Here is a 15,802-nt window from a genome sequence, read left to right as displayed (position 1 = left end):
CAGACTTATAATGAGAGAAAATGAACGGTCTGCGGCGCGATGAACAAAAACAAAGGCGTTACGGAACTTATTGAAGATCAGACACTCTAAGCTGGTGCTTGCTCAAAGTGCGGTAGTTATAGAGTGGCGTTTCGATAACGCGTGGAATTTAGGTTTGGGGAGACATTACCTCGGATGAGCGAGCAGTTAACGGACCAGGTCCTGGTTGAACGGGTCCAGAAGGGAGATCAGAAAGCCTTTAACCTACTGGTGGTGCGCTACCAGCATAAGGTGGCGAGTCTGGTTTCCCGCTATGTACCGTCAGGTGATGTACCTGATGTGGTGCAAGAGTCTTTTATTAAGGCCTATCGCGCGCTGGAATCTTTCCGGGGAGATAGTGCTTTTTATACCTGGCTGTACCGTATTGCTGTCAATACGGCAAAGAATTACCTTGTTGCTCAGGGTCGTCGCCCGCCGTCCAGTGATGTAGACGCTATCGACGCCGAAAACTTCGAAAGTGGCGGTGCGCTGAAAGAAATTTCGAACCCTGAGAACTTAATGTTGTCAGAAGAGCTGAGACAAATTGTTTTTCGCACGATCGAGTCACTCCCGGAAGATTTACGCATGGCAATTACGTTACGGGAGCTTGATGGTCTGAGCTATGAAGAGATAGCCGCTATCATGGATTGTCCGGTCGGCACGGTTCGTTCACGAATTTTCCGTGCGCGAGAAGCTATTGATAATAAAGTTCAACCGCTTATCAGGCGTTGACGATAGCGGGATACTGGAAAAGGTATTAGGCATGCAGAAAGAAAAACTTTCCGCTTTAATGGATGGTGAGACGCTGGATAGTGAGCTGCTCAACGAGCTGTCTCATTCTCCCGAAATGCAAGAGACCTGGGAGAGTTACCATCTCATCCGTGACACGCTGCGCGGTGATACCGGAGAGGTTCTCCATTTCGATATCTCAGCCCGCGTGATGGCGGCCATCGAGAATGAGCCTGTTCATCAGACCACTCCGCTGATTCCTGAAGCGCAACCCGCACCGCACCAGTGGCAGAAAATGCCGTTCTGGAAAAAAGTGCGTCCGTGGGCCAGCCAGCTCACCCAAATGGGGGTGGCTGCATGCGTATCGCTTGCAGTTATCGTTGGCGTCCAGCACTATAATACTCAGTCTGAAACTAATCAGCAGCCAGAAGCGCCAGTGTTTAACACACTGCCGATGATGGGCAAAGCCAGCCCGGTAAGTCTGGGCGTACCGGCTGATGCCTCCGCCAGCGGCGGTCAGCAACAGCAGGTTCAGGAGCAGCGCCGTCGCATTAATGCGATGTTGCAGGATTATGAGTTGCAGCGTCGTCTGCACTCTGAACAGCTTCAGTTTGAGCAGGCCCAAACTCAGCAAGCTGCTGTGCAGGTGCCCGGAAACCAAACTTTAGGAACGCAATCGCAGTAATGAAGCAACTTTGGTTCGCCATGTCTCTGATGGCGGGTAGCCTGTTCTTCTCTGCTAACGCCTCGGCTGATGTTTCATCCGGGGCGTTGTTGCAGCAAATGAATCTGGCCAGCCAGTCACTCAATTACGAGTTGGCATTTATCAGCATCAACAAGCAGGGCGTCGAGTCGTTACGCTATCGCCATGCCCGTCTTGATAACCAGCCGCTCGCCCAGCTTTTACAGATGGATGGCCCGCGTCGGGAAGTTGTCCAGCGTGGCAACGAAATCAGCTATTTCGAGCCCGGTCTGGAGCCTTTCACGCTGAATGGCGACTATATCGTTGATTCTCTACCGTCGCTTATCTATACCGACTTCAAACGACTTGCCCCTTACTATGATTTTATTTCGGTAGGGCGTACCCGTATTGCAGACAGGCTGTGTGAAGTGATCCGCGTGGTTGCGCGCGATGGCACACGCTACAGCTATATCGTCTGGATTGATGCGGAAACCAAGCTGCCGATGCGCGTGGACCTGCTCGACCGCGACGGCGAGACGCTTGAACAGTTCCGCGTCATCTCCTTCAGCGTGAACAATCAGGTTGGCAACAGCATGCAGAATCTGGCGAAGGCCAGCCTGCCGCCGCTGCTTTCTGTTCCTGCAGGGGACTCCGCTAATTTCAACTGGGTTCCTTCCTGGATACCGCAAGGCTTTAGCGAAGTGTCCAGCAGCCGTCGTCAGTTGCCCACCATTGATACGCCGGTTGAATCACGCCTCTATTCCGATGGCTTGTTCAGCTTCTCGGTGAATATCAACCGCGCAACGGCAAACAGCGCTGAACAAATGCTTCGTACCGGGCGTCGTACGGTCAGCACCATGGTTCGCGATAACGCAGAAATCACGATTGTGGGGGAATTACCTCCGCAGACGGCGAAGCGCATTTCAGACAGCATTAAATTCAGGGCCGCACAATGATTAAAGAGTGGGCAACCGTCGTCTCGTGGCAGAATGGTATTGCGCTGGTCAGCTGTGATGTTAAAGCCTCATGCAATAGCTGCGCATCCCGAGCCGGTTGTGGCAGTCGCGTGCTGAATAAGTTAGGGCCACAGACATCGCATACGATCTCCGTGCCGAGCGAACAGCCGCTGGTGGCGGGTCAGAAGGTGGAACTGGGCATTACGGAAGGCAGTCTGCTGAGTTCCGCGATGCTGGTCTATCTCTCCCCGCTGGTGGGGCTGTTTGTCATGGGCGGCCTTTTTCAGATGCTGTTTGGTACCGACGTGGCCGCCATGTGCGGTGCAGCTTTGGGTGGCGTAGGGGGATTCTGGCTTGCCAAAGGCATCTCACCGAAGCTCGCCGCGCGCGATGAGTGGCAGCCCGTTATTCTGAGCGTTGCGCTGGCGCCTGACCAACTTCGCGTCGAGACGCTCTCTTCTGAGGCCCGGTGATCCACCGGGCTTTATCATTATTTACATCTCAAAAAAGAAAACGCCATTTCTTCGCGCTATGCTTGGCTCTAAGTGCATTTCCAGGTTGCGGGTATGTAGTGTAGAATGCTGCGTTTTCGCACTGAAAAACGTCAGGCTAAGAACAGCGGCCTCCAGGAATTCGTAAGGCATAATTATTTAACTATATGAAGAACATACGTAACTTTTCGATCATTGCTCACATTGACCACGGTAAGTCGACGCTGTCTGACCGTATTATCCAGATTTGCGGTGGCCTGTCTGATCGTGAAATGGCAGCCCAGGTACTGGACTCCATGGACCTGGAACGCGAACGCGGTATCACCATCAAAGCGCAGAGCGTGACGCTCGACTATAAAGCTTCTGATGGCGAAACTTATCAACTGAACTTTATCGACACCCCAGGCCACGTTGACTTCTCCTATGAAGTATCACGCTCGCTGGCGGCCTGTGAAGGTGCGCTGCTGGTGGTCGATGCCGGGCAGGGCGTTGAAGCCCAGACCCTGGCGAACTGTTACACCGCGATGGAAATGGATCTCGAGGTTGTGCCGGTTCTGAACAAAATCGACCTGCCAGCCGCCGATCCTGAGCGCGTGGCGGAAGAGATTGAAGACATTGTCGGCATTGACGCGACCGACGCCGTACGCTGCTCCGCGAAAACCGGTGTAGGTGTGACCGACGTGCTGGAACGCCTGGTACGTGATATTCCGGCCCCGGAAGGCGACCCGGATGGTCCATTGCAGGCGCTGATCATCGACTCCTGGTTCGATAACTACCTGGGCGTGGTCTCACTGGTGCGTATCAAAAACGGCACCATGCGTAAAGGCGACAAAATCAAGGTTATGAGTACCGGACAGGTCTACAACGCAGACCGTCTGGGTATCTTCACGCCAAAACAGGTTGACCGTACCGAGCTGAAATGCGGCGAGGTTGGCTGGCTGGTCTGCGCGATTAAAGACATCCTCGGCGCGCCAGTGGGCGATACCCTGACCGGCGCGCGTAACCCGGCAGACAAAGCGCTGCCTGGCTTCAAAAAGGTGAAACCGCAGGTTTACGCGGGTCTGTTCCCGGTCAGCTCTGACGACTACGAAAACTTCCGCGATGCGCTCGGCAAGCTGAGCCTGAACGATGCCTCCCTGTTCTACGAGCCAGAAAGTTCAACGGCGCTGGGCTTCGGCTTCCGCTGCGGCTTCCTCGGCCTGCTGCACATGGAGATTATTCAGGAGCGTCTGGAGCGTGAATACGATCTGGATCTGATCACCACCGCACCAACGGTAGTCTACGAAGTAGAAACCACCTCGAAAGAAGTGATCTACGTCGATAGCCCGTCCAAGCTGCCGCCGCTGAACAACATTCACGAGCTGCGCGAGCCTATTGCAGAATGTCACATGCTGCTGCCGCAGGAGTTCCTGGGGAACGTTATTACGCTCTGTATTGAGAAGCGTGGCGTGCAGACCAACATGGTTTACCACGGTAACCAGGTGGCGCTGACCTATGAAATCCCTATGGCGGAAGTGGTACTCGACTTCTTCGACCGTCTGAAGTCTACCTCCCGTGGCTATGCGTCACTGGATTACAACTTCAAGCGTTTCCAGGCCTCCAACATGGTGCGCGTGGACGTGCTGATCAACGGCGAGCGTGTGGATGCGCTGGCGCTCATCACCCACAACGACAATGCGCCGTACCGTGGCCGCGAGCTGGTTGAGAAGATGAAAGATCTGATCCCGCGTCAGCAGTTTGACATTGCGATTCAGGCGGCCATCGGTAACCACATCATTGCCCGCTCAACCGTGAAGCAGCTGCGTAAAAACGTTCTGGCGAAGTGCTATGGCGGTGACGTCAGCCGTAAGAAAAAGCTGCTGCAGAAGCAGAAAGAAGGTAAGAAGCGTATGAAGCAGGTCGGTAACGTTGAGCTGCCGCAGGAAGCATTCCTTGCCATTCTTCATGTCGGTAAAGACGGCAAATAACTTTTAAGGAGTTGGCATGGCGAACATGTTTGCCCTGATCCTGGTCATCGCTACGCTGGTGACAGGCCTGCTGTGGTGCCTGGATAAGTTTATCTTCGCCCCAAAACGCCGTGAACGTCAGGCTGCCGCGCAGGCAGCGACTGGCGATGCGCTTGACGCGAAAACCCTGAAGAAAGTTGGCCCGAAACCGGGCTGGCTGGAAACGGGCGCGTCGGTGTTCCCGGTGCTGGCGATTGTGCTGGTGGTACGTTCGTTTATTTATGAGCCGTTCCAGATCCCATCGGGATCAATGATGCCAACGCTGCTGATCGGTGATTTTATTCTGGTTGAGAAGTTTGCCTACGGCATTAAAGATCCGATTTACCAGAAAACGCTGATCGAAACGGGGCATCCGAAACGTGGCGACATCGTGGTGTTTAAATATCCGGACGATCCGCGTCTGGATTACATTAAGCGCGCGGTGGGTCTGCCGGGTGATAAAGTGACCTACGATCCGGTTGCGAAGGAAGTCACCGTTCAGCCGGGCTGCAGCTCCGGTACCGCGTGTGAAAACGCGCTGCCAATCACCTACTCAAACGTTGAACCAAGTGATTTCGTGCAGACTTTCGCCCGTCGTAACGGCGGTGAAGCGACCAGCGGGTTCTTCCAGGTGCCAAAAGGTGAAACCAAAGAGAACGGCATTCGTCTGGTTGAGCGCAAAGAGACGCTGGGCGATGTCACTCACCGCATTCTGACCGTGCCAATCGCGCAGGACCAAGTGGGGATGTATTACAAACAGCCGGGTCAGCAGCTGGCCAGCTGGATCGTACCGCCGGGACACTACTTCATGATGGGCGATAACCGCGATAACTCCGCGGACAGCCGTTACTGGGGCTTTGTGCCGGAAGCGAATCTGGTGGGTAAAGCAACCGCGATCTGGATGAGTTTTGAGAAGCAGGAAGGCGAGTGGCCGACCGGGGTGCGCCTGAATCGTATTGGCGGAATCCATTAATTCTCAGGAAAAGAACACGTAGCCGCGTTATTTCGCGGCTACGTGAATTATTTCCTCGATAAATCTCTTTGAACTAACGACATCCCCTGTCGTTGTGTATAGAATATTCCCCCGAAGTTTAAGGTTGGCCCTGCAAGGGTGCCACGGCACACGAAACCGCGTTGGTTTTCTCAGGTCGGTTTCGTGTGCTGCATTTTTGACGCATTCATTTATTGGTATCGCATGAACCCCATCGTAATTAATCGGCTTCAACGGAAGCTGGGCTACACTTTTCATCATCAGGAGTTGTTGCAACAGGCATTAACCCATCGCAGTGCCAGCAGCAAACATAATGAGCGTCTCGAGTTTCTGGGTGACTCTATTTTAAGTTTCGTGATTGCGAATGCGCTTTATCATCGTTTCCCGCGCGTGGACGAAGGTGATATGAGCCGCATGCGCGCCACGCTGGTGCGCGGCAACACCCTCGCTGAAATCGCGCGCGAATTTGAACTGGGCGAATGTCTGCGTCTTGGGCCGGGTGAACTGAAAAGCGGCGGCTTCCGTCGTGAATCTATTCTTGCCGATACGGTCGAAGCATTAATTGGTGGCGTGTTCCTGGACAGCGATATCCAGACCGTAGAAAAGCTGATCCTTAACTGGTATCAGACCCGTCTGGACGAAATTAGCCCGGGCGATAAACAAAAAGATCCGAAAACGCGCCTGCAGGAATATTTGCAGGGCCGTCATCTGCCGCTGCCATCCTATCTGGTGGTGCAGGTTCGTGGCGAAGCGCACGATCAGGAATTTACCATCCATTGCCAGGTCAGTGGCCTGAGTGAACCGGTGGTGGGCACAGGTTCGAGCCGCCGTAAGGCTGAACAGGCTGCCGCCGAACAGGCGTTAAAAATGCTGGAGCTGGAATGAGCGAAGAAAAAACCTATTGCGGATTTATTGCCATCGTCGGACGTCCGAACGTCGGCAAATCCACCCTGCTGAATAATCTGCTTGGGCAGAAGATTTCCATCACCTCGCGTAAGGCGCAGACCACGCGTCACCGCATCGTCGGCATCCATACTGAAGGCGCATATCAGGCAATCTACGTCGATACCCCTGGCCTGCACATGGAAGAGAAGCGTGCCATTAACCGTCTGATGAACAAGGCGGCGAGCAGCTCCATCGGCGACGTAGAACTGGTGATTTTCGTTGTGGAGGGCACCCGCTGGACGCCGGACGACGAAATGGTACTGAACAAGCTGCGTGACGGCAAAACGCCGGTGATCCTCGCGGTCAACAAAGTTGACAACGTGCAGGAAAAAGCTGACCTGCTGCCGCACCTGCAGTGGCTGGGCAGCCAGATGAACTTCCTCGATATCGTTCCGCTGTCTGCTGAGACCGGCCTGAACGTCGATACCATCGCGGGCATCGTACGTAAGCACTTGCCGGAAGCGATTCACCACTTCCCGGAAGATTACATCACCGATCGCTCTCAGCGCTTTATGGCGTCTGAAATCATCCGTGAAAAGCTGATGCGTTTCCTGGGCGCCGAGCTGCCGTACTCTGTGACGGTGGAGATCGAGCGTTTCCAGAGCAACGAGCGCGGTGGCTACGACATTAACGGCCTGATCCTCGTCGAGCGTGAAGGGCAGAAGAAGATGGTGATCGGCAACAAAGGCGCCAAGATCAAAACCATCGGTATCGAAGCCCGTAAGGACATGCAGGAGATGTTCGAAGCGCCAGTTCATCTGGAACTGTGGGTGAAGGTGAAATCTGGCTGGGCCGATGATGAGCGTGCTCTGCGCAGCCTCGGTTACGGCGAAGATCAATAACTCAAGACGACGAGTATAATGGAAGGTTGGCAGCGCGCCTTCGTTCTCCATAGTCGTCCCTGGAGCGAAACCAGCCTGATGCTGGACGTCTTCACGGAAGAGTCGGGCCGCGTGCGCCTTGTTGCGAAAGGCGCACGATCCAAACGTTCTAATCTGAAGGGTGCCCTACAGCCTTTTACGCCGCTGCTGGTTCGCTTTGGCGGGCGAGGGGAAGTCAAAACCTTGCGCAGCGCTGAAGCCGTCTCTCTGGCGCTTCCCCTTTCTGGCATCACGCTCTACAGCGGTCTGTATGTCAACGAGCTCATCTCCCGCGTCCTTGAACATGAGACTCGCTTCTCGGAACTTTTCTTCGATTATCTGCACTGTATCCAGGCACTGGCGGGTGCGACCGGCACGCCCGAACCCGCCCTGCGTCGTTTCGAACTGGCGCTGCTGGGCCACCTCGGGTACGGCGTGGATTTTCTGCACTGCGCAGGCAGCGGTGATGAGGTGGAAGACACCATGACCTACCGCTACCGCGAAGAAAAAGGCTTTATTGCCAGCGTCGTCGTTGATAACAGTACTTTTACCGGACGCCAGCTCAAAGCGCTTTATGAACGCGAGTTTCCGGACGCCGATACCCTGCGCGCAGCAAAACGCTTTACCCGGATTGCCCTCAAGCCGTATCTTGGCGGCAAGCCCTTAAAGAGCCGCGAATTATTCAGGCAGTTTATGCCCAAACGTTAGACCACAGCATCAGAAAGAAAACCGAGGATTGTCATGGCTGAATTACTGTTAGGCGTCAACATCGACCACATCGCCACCCTGCGTAACGCGCGCGGCACGGCGTATCCCGATCCGGTTCAGGCGGCGTTTATCGCTGAACAGGCTGGTGCCGACGGCATTACCGTTCACCTGCGTGAAGACCGCCGCCACATTACCGACCGCGACGTGCGCATTCTTCGTCAGACGCTGGACACCCGTATGAATCTGGAGATGGCGGTCACCGAAGAGATGCTGACCATTGCCTGCGAGACCAAACCGCACTTCTGCTGCCTGGTGCCGGAAAAACGCCAGGAAGTGACCACCGAAGGTGGACTGGACGTGGCGGGGCAGCAGGACAAAATGCGCGATGCCTGCAAGCGCCTGGCGGATGCCGGTATCCTGGTTTCTCTGTTTATCGACGCCGATTTCGCGCAGATTAAAGCGGCAGCCGACGTGGGCGCGCCGTATATCGAAATTCACACCGGCTGCTATGCCGATGCTAAAAACGATGCCGAGCAGGCCAAAGAGCTGGAGCGTATCGCCAAAGCGGCCACCTACGCCGCGAGCCTGGGACTGAAGGTTAATGCCGGTCACGGCCTGACCTACCACAACGTGAAGGCCATTGCTGCTCTGCCGGAAATGCATGAGCTGAACATCGGCCACGCCATTATTGGCCGCGCGGTGATGAGCGGCCTGAAAGAGGCGGTTTCAGAGATGAAACGCCTGATGCTGGAAGCGCGTCAGTAATGGCCATTCTGGGCTTAGGCACCGATATCGTCGAAATAGCCCGCATTGAAGCGGTGATCGCCCGGAGCGGCGATCGCCTGGCAAGGCGCGTGCTGAGCGATAACGAATGGGCCATCTGGGAAGCGCACCAGCAGCCGGTGCGTTTTCTGGCAAAGCGCTTTGCGGTAAAAGAGGCGGCAGCCAAAGCCTTCGGGACCGGCATTCGTAACGGCCTGGCATTTAACCAGTTCGAAGTTTTTAATGATGAGCTGGGCAAACCGAGCCTGCGTCTGTGGGGTGAAGCGCAAAAGCTGGCGGAGAAGCTGGGGGTGAATCATATGCACGTGACGATCGCAGATGAACGTCACTATGCCAGCGCGACGGTGATTATCGAAAGCTAAATTTTGTCCGCGTGGTGCATCAGGACAAATTTATCCCACAGTTGCTCTTCGCTCTCGACGTGTGTCGGATCCTTCAGAATAGTGTTGGGGATCGGGCACACCTTCTGACAGGTCGGCGTCTCATAGTGGCCGACGCATTCCGTGCAGCGGTCGCTGTTAATCTCGTAAATGCTGTCGCCCATCGAAATCGCCTGGTTCGGGCATTCGGGTTCGCACATATCGCAATTGATGCATTTTTTGGTAATTAACAGCGCCATCAGGAAATTCTCAGAAACAACACAAACTGGGCGGGCATTATACGCGTCAAACCAGTTTCTTTACCAGTTCTTCGCTGTGACGAATGCGCTCAGGCGCGCGCTCCAGATCCTGCTGTACCAGCGCCATAAACAGCAGGTCCGTCAGCATCATTTGTGCGCTGGTGGACGAAATTGCCGCGCTGCGCGTGGCCTGCTCTTCGGCAATGGTATACAAACAGCGCGTTGCCCGCTGCTGCAGCGCATTTGGCGTAAAGCCGGTGATCGCCAGAATTTTGCCGCCGACGCGCAGGGCTTCGTCGGTCGCCATGTTGATCTCGCGGCGCTCGCCGGAGTAGGAGATGGCCAGCAGCAGATCGTCAGGATCCATCGCCTGCACGGTCGCCAGCAGGGCGTGCATATCCTGCTCGACGATGGCGTTAAAACCGATTTTAGTCAGCTTCCAGCCAAAATTACGCGCCACCAGACCGGACGCGCCAATACCGGTCAAAATAATACGCCGCGCCGCCCGCAGCATCGCCACGCTTTCCAGTAATTTCTCTTCGGTATTCACGTCCAGCGTGGCGTGCATGGCCGCCACGTTCTCCTTGATCAGCTTTTCCCCAACCAGACGCATCGGGTCATCGCCGCGGATCTGGTTATGCACCGGCATGGACTGCGGATTCGGGTTACTCACCAGCGCTTCGCTGATTGCCAGCTTAAGAGCGGGAAAACCCTTAAACCCGATCTTCTGGGCAAATTTCACCACGCTTGACTGGCTCACTCCAGCTTCGCTTGCCAGCTGCTGTGAGCTGAGGTGGCGGGCGCGATCGGGCTGAGAAAGCAGAAAATCCGCCAGCTTTTTGTCGCTTTGAGCAAAGCCGGCGTAGCGCTGGCGAATGCGAATTAAACAGTTCATGAGTACTCCCGGCGGAAATGTGATTGTCTGCGCAAAAACGAATTCTGCTCGCCTGAATGAATTTTATATTCCATTATAGTGTGATTATTATGAATTAAAAATTCTTGAGGTACAAAAAATGAATCTTGGCTCACTTGTTTCTGAAACGCGTAACCCGCAAACCATGGATCTGGATGCGCTCTCCACCCTGGAGCTGGTTAACTGCTTTAATCAACAGGATACGCTGGTAGCGCAGGCAGTGAAAGAGACATTGCCAGAGGTGGCGAAAGCGGTCGATGCGGCGGCGGAAGCTCTTAAGGTCGGTGGTCGCATTATCTATATGGGGGCCGGTACCAGCGGGCGTCTCGGGGTGCTGGATGCCTCGGAATGTCCGCCCACCTTTGGCGTTCCGCACGGCCTGGTGGTTGGCCTGATTGCAGGTGGTCCCGGCGCGCTGCTGAAGGCCGTTGAAGGGGCGGAGGACAATAAACAGCTGGGTGAGGATGACCTGAAGGATCTGAACCTGACGGCGAACGATCTGGTGGTCGGCCTGGCGGCATCCGGGCGCACGCCGTACGTCATTGGCGGCCTGGAATACGCCAACCGGACCGGCTGCACGACGGTCGCCATCTCCTGCAACCCCGGCTCGCCGATTGCGCAGGTGGCCGCTATCGCCATCTCTCCGGTCGTTGGGCCGGAAGCGCTCACCGGCTCCACGCGCCTGAAATCCGGGACCGCGCAAAAGCTGGTGCTCAATATGATCTCCACCGGTGCGATGGTGAAGTTCGGCAAGGTCTACCAGAACCTGATGGTCGATATGCAGGCCACCAACGTCAAGCTGGTGGACAGAGCCTGCCGCATGGTGATGGAGGCGACAGGCGCGGGCCGTGAAGAGGCAGAAGCGGTGCTCAGGCAGACCGATCACGACGTTAAACCGGCCATTTTAATGATCTTAAGCGGGCTGGACGCGGCGGCCGCGCGAGCCAAACTCGACGCGCATAACGGCTTCTTACGGGCGGCATTAGAAAACTAGCAGAGGCGTTTATGGACAAAACAGCAGCGCTCGCCAGCGATATCCTGCAGGGGATAGGCGGGGAGAAAAATATTCAGCGTCTGGAAAACTGCATGACGCGCGTGCGCGTCGAGGTGCATAACGACGACCAGCTTGACGTGCCGGGCCTGAAGAAGCTGTCCGGCGTCAGCGGCTACGTAAAACAGGGGCAGCAACACCAGCTGATCGTCGGGCCGGGCAAGGCGGCGCAGGTTGTCGACGCCATGCGCGCGCTGATGGTCGGCGGTGCGAGCGTGACGGTTGACGACGCTGAACGCACCAAAGCGCAGGCGAAGGCCAAATACAAAGCTCCCATGAGCGATGCGCTGCGACAGCTGGCAAACGTCTTTATCCCGCTGATCCCGGCGTTTATAGCTTCCGGCTTGATCACCGGGATCATCAACATCCTTAAGCGGCCAGATATCGTCGGGGATTTTGCCACGCAGTATCCGAACCTGCTGGGCATTCTCGGGATCTTCGGCAGCGCGGTGTTTGCCATTATGAACATTCTGGTCGGGGTCAATACCGCGAAGGTGTTTGGCGGCTCGCTGGCCATGGGCGGCGTAATGGCAGGGATCTTGTCCAGCCCGCAGCTAGCGCAAATCACGCTGTTTGGCGAGGCGCTCCAGCCTGGTCGCGGCGGGGTGATTGCCGTGCTGCTGGTGGTTATTCTTATGTGCTGGATCGAGAAAAAGCTACGCGCGGTTCTGCCTGGCTCGATTGAGCTGATCCTCAACCCGCTGCTGACCACGTTAATTACCGGTAGCGTCGCGATTGTGGTCCTTCAGCCACTAGGCGGGTGGATCTCTGACGCCATCGCCCACGGCGCGTCTCTGGCTATCGACCGCGGCGGCCTGCTGGTGGGGGCGGTGCTGTCAGGTACCTTCCTGCCGCTGGTGCTGACCGGCCTGCATCAGGGGCTGGTGCCGATCCACGTCGAGCTGGTGCAGGCGCACGGCTATAACGCGCTGCTGCCTATTCTCTCGATGGCGGGCGTCGGGCAGGTGGGGGCAGCGATTGCCGTCCTGATGAAAACCCGCAACGCGCGCCTGAAAAAAGTGATTAAAGGGGCGCTGCCGGTCGGGCTGCTCGGCATTGGCGAGCCGCTGATATTCGGCGTCACGCTGCCGCTGGGTAAACCGTTCCTTGCGGCCTGTCTGGGGGGCGCTGTAGGCGGGGCACTCATTAGCTACTGGAAAGTCGCCACCGTTATCACCTTTGGTCTCTCCGGTTTACCGCTGGCATTAACCATCGTGACCGGAAAAGTCATGCTCTATCTGTTAGGCTATTTAGTAGCGGTGATCGCCGGGTTCCTGTTTACCTGGCTGTTAGGATTCAACGACCCAGAGGAGTAAGGTTTGGCCAATCACGAGCGTCGCGTTGTCTTTTTCGATCTGGATGGAACGCTGCATCAGCAGGATATGTTTGGTACGTTTATGCGCTACCTGCTGCGGCGTCAGCCTCTGAACGCGCTGCTCGTCTTACCGCTCTTACCCCTCATTGGCATCGCGCTGCTGGTAAAAGGCCGGGCGGCGCGCTGGCCGATGAGCCTGCTGCTGTGGGGATGTACGTTTGGCCACAGCGAAGCGCGGCTCAAACAGCTCGAAAAGGAGTTCGCTCTCTGGTTCCGCGGCCACGTTGCCGCGTTTCCCGTGGTGCAGGCGCGCCTGACCAGCTATCTTGACGCCAACGATGCCGATATCTGGCTGATTACCGGCTCCCCGCAGACGCTGGTGGAGCAGGTCTACTTTGATACCCCCTGGCTGCCGCGCGTAAATCTTATCGCCACGCAAATCTCCCGCGGCTACGGCGGCTGGGTCCTGACGATGCGCTGTCTGGGGCATGAAAAAGTTGTCCAGCTGGAAAAACGCATCGGCACGCCGCTGCGTCTTTACAGCGGCTACAGCGACAGCAAGCAGGACAACCCGCTGCTCTATTTTTGCCAGCACCGCTGGCGCGTTACTCCCCTCGGTGAACTTCAGCAACTCGAATAGTGTTATCTGTAAGGGCTGTGTATAATGCCGCCCGCTTTTCGACTGGAGTATCAATCCTTGTCCACCTCAGAACACAATCATGAATACTGGATGCGCCACGCGCTGGCGCTGGCTCAACGGGCCTGGGACGAGGGCGAAGTGCCCGTGGGCGCGGTGCTGGTTCATAACAACCGGGTGATTGGGGAAGGGTGGAACCGTCCTATTGGCCGCCACGATCCTACCGCGCACGCCGAAATTATGGCGCTTCGTCAGGGCGGGCTGGTGCTGCAAAACTATCGTCTGCTCGATACCACCCTGTACGTCACCCTTGAACCCTGCGTGATGTGCTCCGGGGCGATGGTGCACAGCCGAATCGGTACCCTGGTGTTTGGAGCGCGGGATGAAAAAACCGGTGCGGCCGGTTCACTGATGGACGTGCTGGGTCATCCCGGAATGAATCATCAGGTGCAGACTATCGGTGGGGTACTTGCACCAGAGTGTTCGGGGCTATTAAGCGATTTCTTTCGAATGCGCCGTCAGCAGAAAAAGCAACAAAAGGCAGAATTGAAGTTGTCGGATGATTAAGCTCGTCCGGCGCCACAACCGGATAACTTTCCGCCAGCTGTTTTGCCTCTGTTGCCTCTTTCTCTTTCTCCAGCAGATAGCCGACCAGGCTAATCTGATACTTACGTATATTTTCCACGTAGGCGTAGGCTTCATGTCCGCGCGCGTAGCCATACGTCAGCTTGTTGTACCATGGCTTCTGGCTCAGCAGCGGCAGGCGCTGTTTTACGTCTGACCAGCTGTCCGGGTTTCCCTTCGTTTTCGCCGTCAGAGCCCGCGCGTCAAGCATGTGCGCGTAGCCCATGTTGTAGGCCGCCAGCGCAAACCAGATCCGTTCTTCTTCCGGCACGGTTTCCGGGACTTTAGCCATCATATCCTGCAGGTAGCGCGTCCCGCCGCTGATGCTCTGTTCCGCATCGGTGCGGTCGTTAACGCCCAGGCTCAGCGCGGTATTTTTGGTTAACATCATCAGTCCGCGTACGCCCGTTGGCGACGTGGCCTGGGTGTCCCAGTGGGACTCCTGGTACGAGATAGCCGCCAGCAGTTTCCAGTCAATCTCCTGGGCATATTTTTCGAAAAGCGGCTGCAGGTCAGGCAGGACGCTGTCAACCGCGCGCAGGAAGCTGCGGGTGTCAACGTAGTCAAAGTCATCCCCGTGGCCGAGGTACTTCTCCTCAAGTCGCGCCAGCGTGCCGTCTTCATTGATGGTGTTATAAAAATCCAGCATGGCCGCCGAGAGGGTCTGGTCATCATCCAGATGGGTAAACCAGGTCACCGGCTGTTCGTCCGTCACGTCCAGCGCCACGGCGATTTCAGGATGCACCCGCTGGAACAGGCTGATCGCCACCGAATCGGCGATGGTGTAGGGCAGTTTCTGATCTTTGACCTGCTCCAGCAGCTCCGTCGTGCCGAGTTTAGGGTCAACCGTCCAGCTCAGATCCGGGTATTTTTTCTCCTTTAACTCACGCAGGTCGTCAATCACTACGTGGCCGGGAGCAATCGTCAGCTGTTGCGCGTTGATCGAGGCAAGCGTACGCGGGCGCAGGCTCCCGACGCGATAAACCAGCTGCTGGGAAACGGAGTAGTAGGTCGGGCCCGGCTGGTAGTTCTTGCTGCGCTCGCTGTTATAGACCAGCCCGGCAGCGAGGATATCGGCGTTGTTGTTGTCCAGGTCGTCAAACAGCTGGTTGATGTTCTGGCGGACGGTAATTTTAAGCTTCACGCCCAGATAATCGGCAAACTGCTGCGCCAGCTCATAATCCAGACCAATAATTTTGCCGTTGATGTCGCTGTAAATCAGCGGAGAGTTGAGGGTACTGACGCGCAGTTCCCCCCGCTCCTGAATGGCGGCGATACGATTTTCGGCTTTGCCGAACCAGGGGATGGAAGGCCAGAGGGCCACTGCCAGCAGCAACGTTACAATGCCGATGAGCAGATAATTAATCTTTAATTTTTTCAATTAGTTAATTCTCTGCGACGCCGGTTGCCTCAGTCTGCTGTAGCCATGTTAATCATAAGGTTTGTCATTGAATGAGCGGCATTTTGCGTAAACTTGCGCCACTTGGCAACCAAT

The 15,802-nt window shown here is 56.0% G+C and carries 19 protein-coding genes; 16 read left to right on the top strand and 3 right to left on the bottom strand.

Annotation, left to right across the window (positions count from 1 at the left end):
* Positions 1 to 94: 94 nt before the first annotated feature.
* The 12 genes from rseD to acpS all read left to right on the top strand — a co-directional run bounded on the left by rseD (position 95) and on the right by acpS (position 9,510).
* On the top strand, positions 95 to 178 hold the full coding sequence (gene rseD / locus IM271_RS20310) for a rpoE leader peptide RseD (protein WP_231940818.1): 84 nt from the start codon (positions 95 to 97) through the stop codon (positions 176 to 178).
* Entirely contained in the window at positions 175 to 750 is a 576-nt protein-coding gene (rpoE, locus tag IM271_RS07470; protein WP_028014102.1) for an RNA polymerase sigma factor RpoE, read from the top strand. Before rseD ends, rpoE begins: the two co-directional genes overlap by 4 nt.
* 31 nt (positions 751 to 781) lie before the next feature.
* Positions 782 to 1,432 carry an anti-sigma-E factor RseA gene (rseA, locus tag IM271_RS07465; protein ID WP_048960043.1) on the top strand — a complete coding sequence of 217 codons (651 nt, stop codon included), beginning with the start codon at positions 782 to 784 and terminating at the stop codon, positions 1,430 to 1,432.
* On the top strand, positions 1,432 to 2,385 hold the full coding sequence (gene rseB, locus IM271_RS07460; RefSeq protein ID WP_048999422.1) for a sigma-E factor regulatory protein RseB: 954 nt from the start codon (positions 1,432 to 1,434) through the stop codon (positions 2,383 to 2,385). Before rseA ends, rseB begins: the two co-directional genes overlap by 1 nt.
* On the top strand, positions 2,382 to 2,858 hold the full coding sequence (rseC, locus tag IM271_RS07455; RefSeq protein ID WP_045260167.1) for a SoxR-reducing system protein RseC: 477 nt from the start codon (positions 2,382 to 2,384) through the stop codon (positions 2,856 to 2,858). Before rseB ends, rseC begins: the two co-directional genes overlap by 4 nt.
* A gap of 185 nt (positions 2,859 to 3,043) precedes the next feature.
* Positions 3,044 to 4,843: a translation elongation factor 4 gene (gene lepA / locus IM271_RS07450; protein WP_028014099.1), complete on the top strand. Its 1,800-nt coding sequence runs from the start codon at positions 3,044 to 3,046 to the stop codon at positions 4,841 to 4,843.
* A 16-nt stretch (positions 4,844 to 4,859) separates the two neighbouring features.
* Positions 4,860 to 5,834: a signal peptidase I gene (lepB, locus tag IM271_RS07445; protein WP_047364182.1), complete on the top strand. Its 975-nt coding sequence runs from the start codon at positions 4,860 to 4,862 to the stop codon at positions 5,832 to 5,834.
* Between the two features lie 222 nt (positions 5,835 to 6,056).
* Positions 6,057 to 6,737 (top strand): ribonuclease III, encoded by a 681-nt coding sequence (rnc, locus tag IM271_RS07440; RefSeq protein ID WP_003860711.1) that lies wholly within the window; start codon positions 6,057 to 6,059, stop codon positions 6,735 to 6,737.
* Positions 6,734 to 7,639, top strand: coding sequence for a GTPase Era (gene era / locus IM271_RS07435; RefSeq protein WP_028014097.1), 906 nt, complete (start codon positions 6,734 to 6,736; stop codon positions 7,637 to 7,639). Before rnc ends, era begins: the two co-directional genes overlap by 4 nt.
* An 18-nt stretch (positions 7,640 to 7,657) precedes the next feature.
* Positions 7,658 to 8,365, top strand: a complete 708-nt coding sequence (gene recO, locus IM271_RS07430; RefSeq protein WP_048999421.1) for a DNA repair protein RecO — start codon at positions 7,658 to 7,660, stop codon at positions 8,363 to 8,365.
* A gap of 33 nt (positions 8,366 to 8,398) precedes the next feature.
* The gene (pdxJ, locus tag IM271_RS07425) at positions 8,399 to 9,130 is read left to right on the top strand and encodes a pyridoxine 5'-phosphate synthase (RefSeq protein ID WP_041908673.1); all 732 of its coding nucleotides are present in this window, start codon (positions 8,399 to 8,401) and stop codon (positions 9,128 to 9,130) included.
* Entirely contained in the window at positions 9,130 to 9,510 is a 381-nt protein-coding gene (gene acpS / locus IM271_RS07420) for a holo-ACP synthase (RefSeq protein WP_023294331.1), read from the top strand. Before pdxJ ends, acpS begins: the two co-directional genes overlap by 1 nt.
* Here the strand turns inward: acpS and IM271_RS07415 are convergent.
* Complete coding sequence (locus IM271_RS07415; RefSeq protein WP_028014093.1) at positions 9,507 to 9,767, bottom strand: YfhL family 4Fe-4S dicluster ferredoxin; 261 nt, start codon at positions 9,765 to 9,767, stop codon at positions 9,507 to 9,509. The two genes, acpS and IM271_RS07415, sit on opposite strands and share 4 nt — an antisense overlap.
* 46 nt (positions 9,768 to 9,813) lie before the next feature.
* Complete coding sequence (locus IM271_RS07410) at positions 9,814 to 10,662, bottom strand: MurR/RpiR family transcriptional regulator (protein ID WP_028014092.1); 849 nt, start codon at positions 10,660 to 10,662, stop codon at positions 9,814 to 9,816.
* A gap of 118 nt (positions 10,663 to 10,780) precedes the next feature.
* Here IM271_RS07410 and murQ point away from each other — a divergent pair, with 118 nt between their 5' ends.
* Genes murQ through tadA form a run of 4 tightly spaced genes read left to right on the top strand, consistent with a single transcriptional unit; the run spans position 10,781 to position 14,250 of the window.
* Positions 10,781 to 11,674, top strand: a complete 894-nt coding sequence (gene murQ, locus IM271_RS07405) for an N-acetylmuramic acid 6-phosphate etherase (protein WP_193052402.1) — start codon at positions 10,781 to 10,783, stop codon at positions 11,672 to 11,674.
* An 11-nt stretch (positions 11,675 to 11,685) separates the two neighbouring features.
* Positions 11,686 to 13,047, top strand: a complete 1,362-nt coding sequence (locus IM271_RS07400; RefSeq protein ID WP_041908677.1) for a PTS transporter subunit EIIC — start codon at positions 11,686 to 11,688, stop codon at positions 13,045 to 13,047.
* Between the two features lie 3 nt (positions 13,048 to 13,050).
* Positions 13,051 to 13,686: a phosphatidylglycerophosphatase C gene (gene yfhb / locus IM271_RS07395; protein WP_028014089.1), complete on the top strand. Its 636-nt coding sequence runs from the start codon at positions 13,051 to 13,053 to the stop codon at positions 13,684 to 13,686.
* Between the two features lie 24 nt (positions 13,687 to 13,710).
* Positions 13,711 to 14,250 carry a tRNA adenosine(34) deaminase TadA gene (gene tadA / locus IM271_RS07390; RefSeq protein WP_032644904.1) on the top strand — a complete coding sequence of 180 codons (540 nt, stop codon included), beginning with the start codon at positions 13,711 to 13,713 and terminating at the stop codon, positions 14,248 to 14,250.
* On the opposite strand, the gene mltF is transcribed toward tadA, so the two are convergent.
* On the bottom strand, positions 14,138 to 15,688 hold the full coding sequence (gene mltF, locus IM271_RS07385) for a membrane-bound lytic murein transglycosylase MltF (protein ID WP_048999416.1): 1,551 nt from the start codon (positions 15,686 to 15,688) through the stop codon (positions 14,138 to 14,140). The genes tadA and mltF overlap by 113 nt on opposite strands.
* Positions 15,689 to 15,802: the final 114 nt, after the last annotated feature.

The organism is Enterobacter cloacae complex sp. I3 (genome assembly GCF_014896175.1).
GTDB lineage: Bacteria > Pseudomonadota > Gammaproteobacteria > Enterobacterales > Enterobacteriaceae > Enterobacter > Enterobacter bugandensis.
The sequence above is the reverse complement of the archived record's forward strand: the minus strand, read 5'-3'. Positions and strand labels throughout refer to the sequence as shown.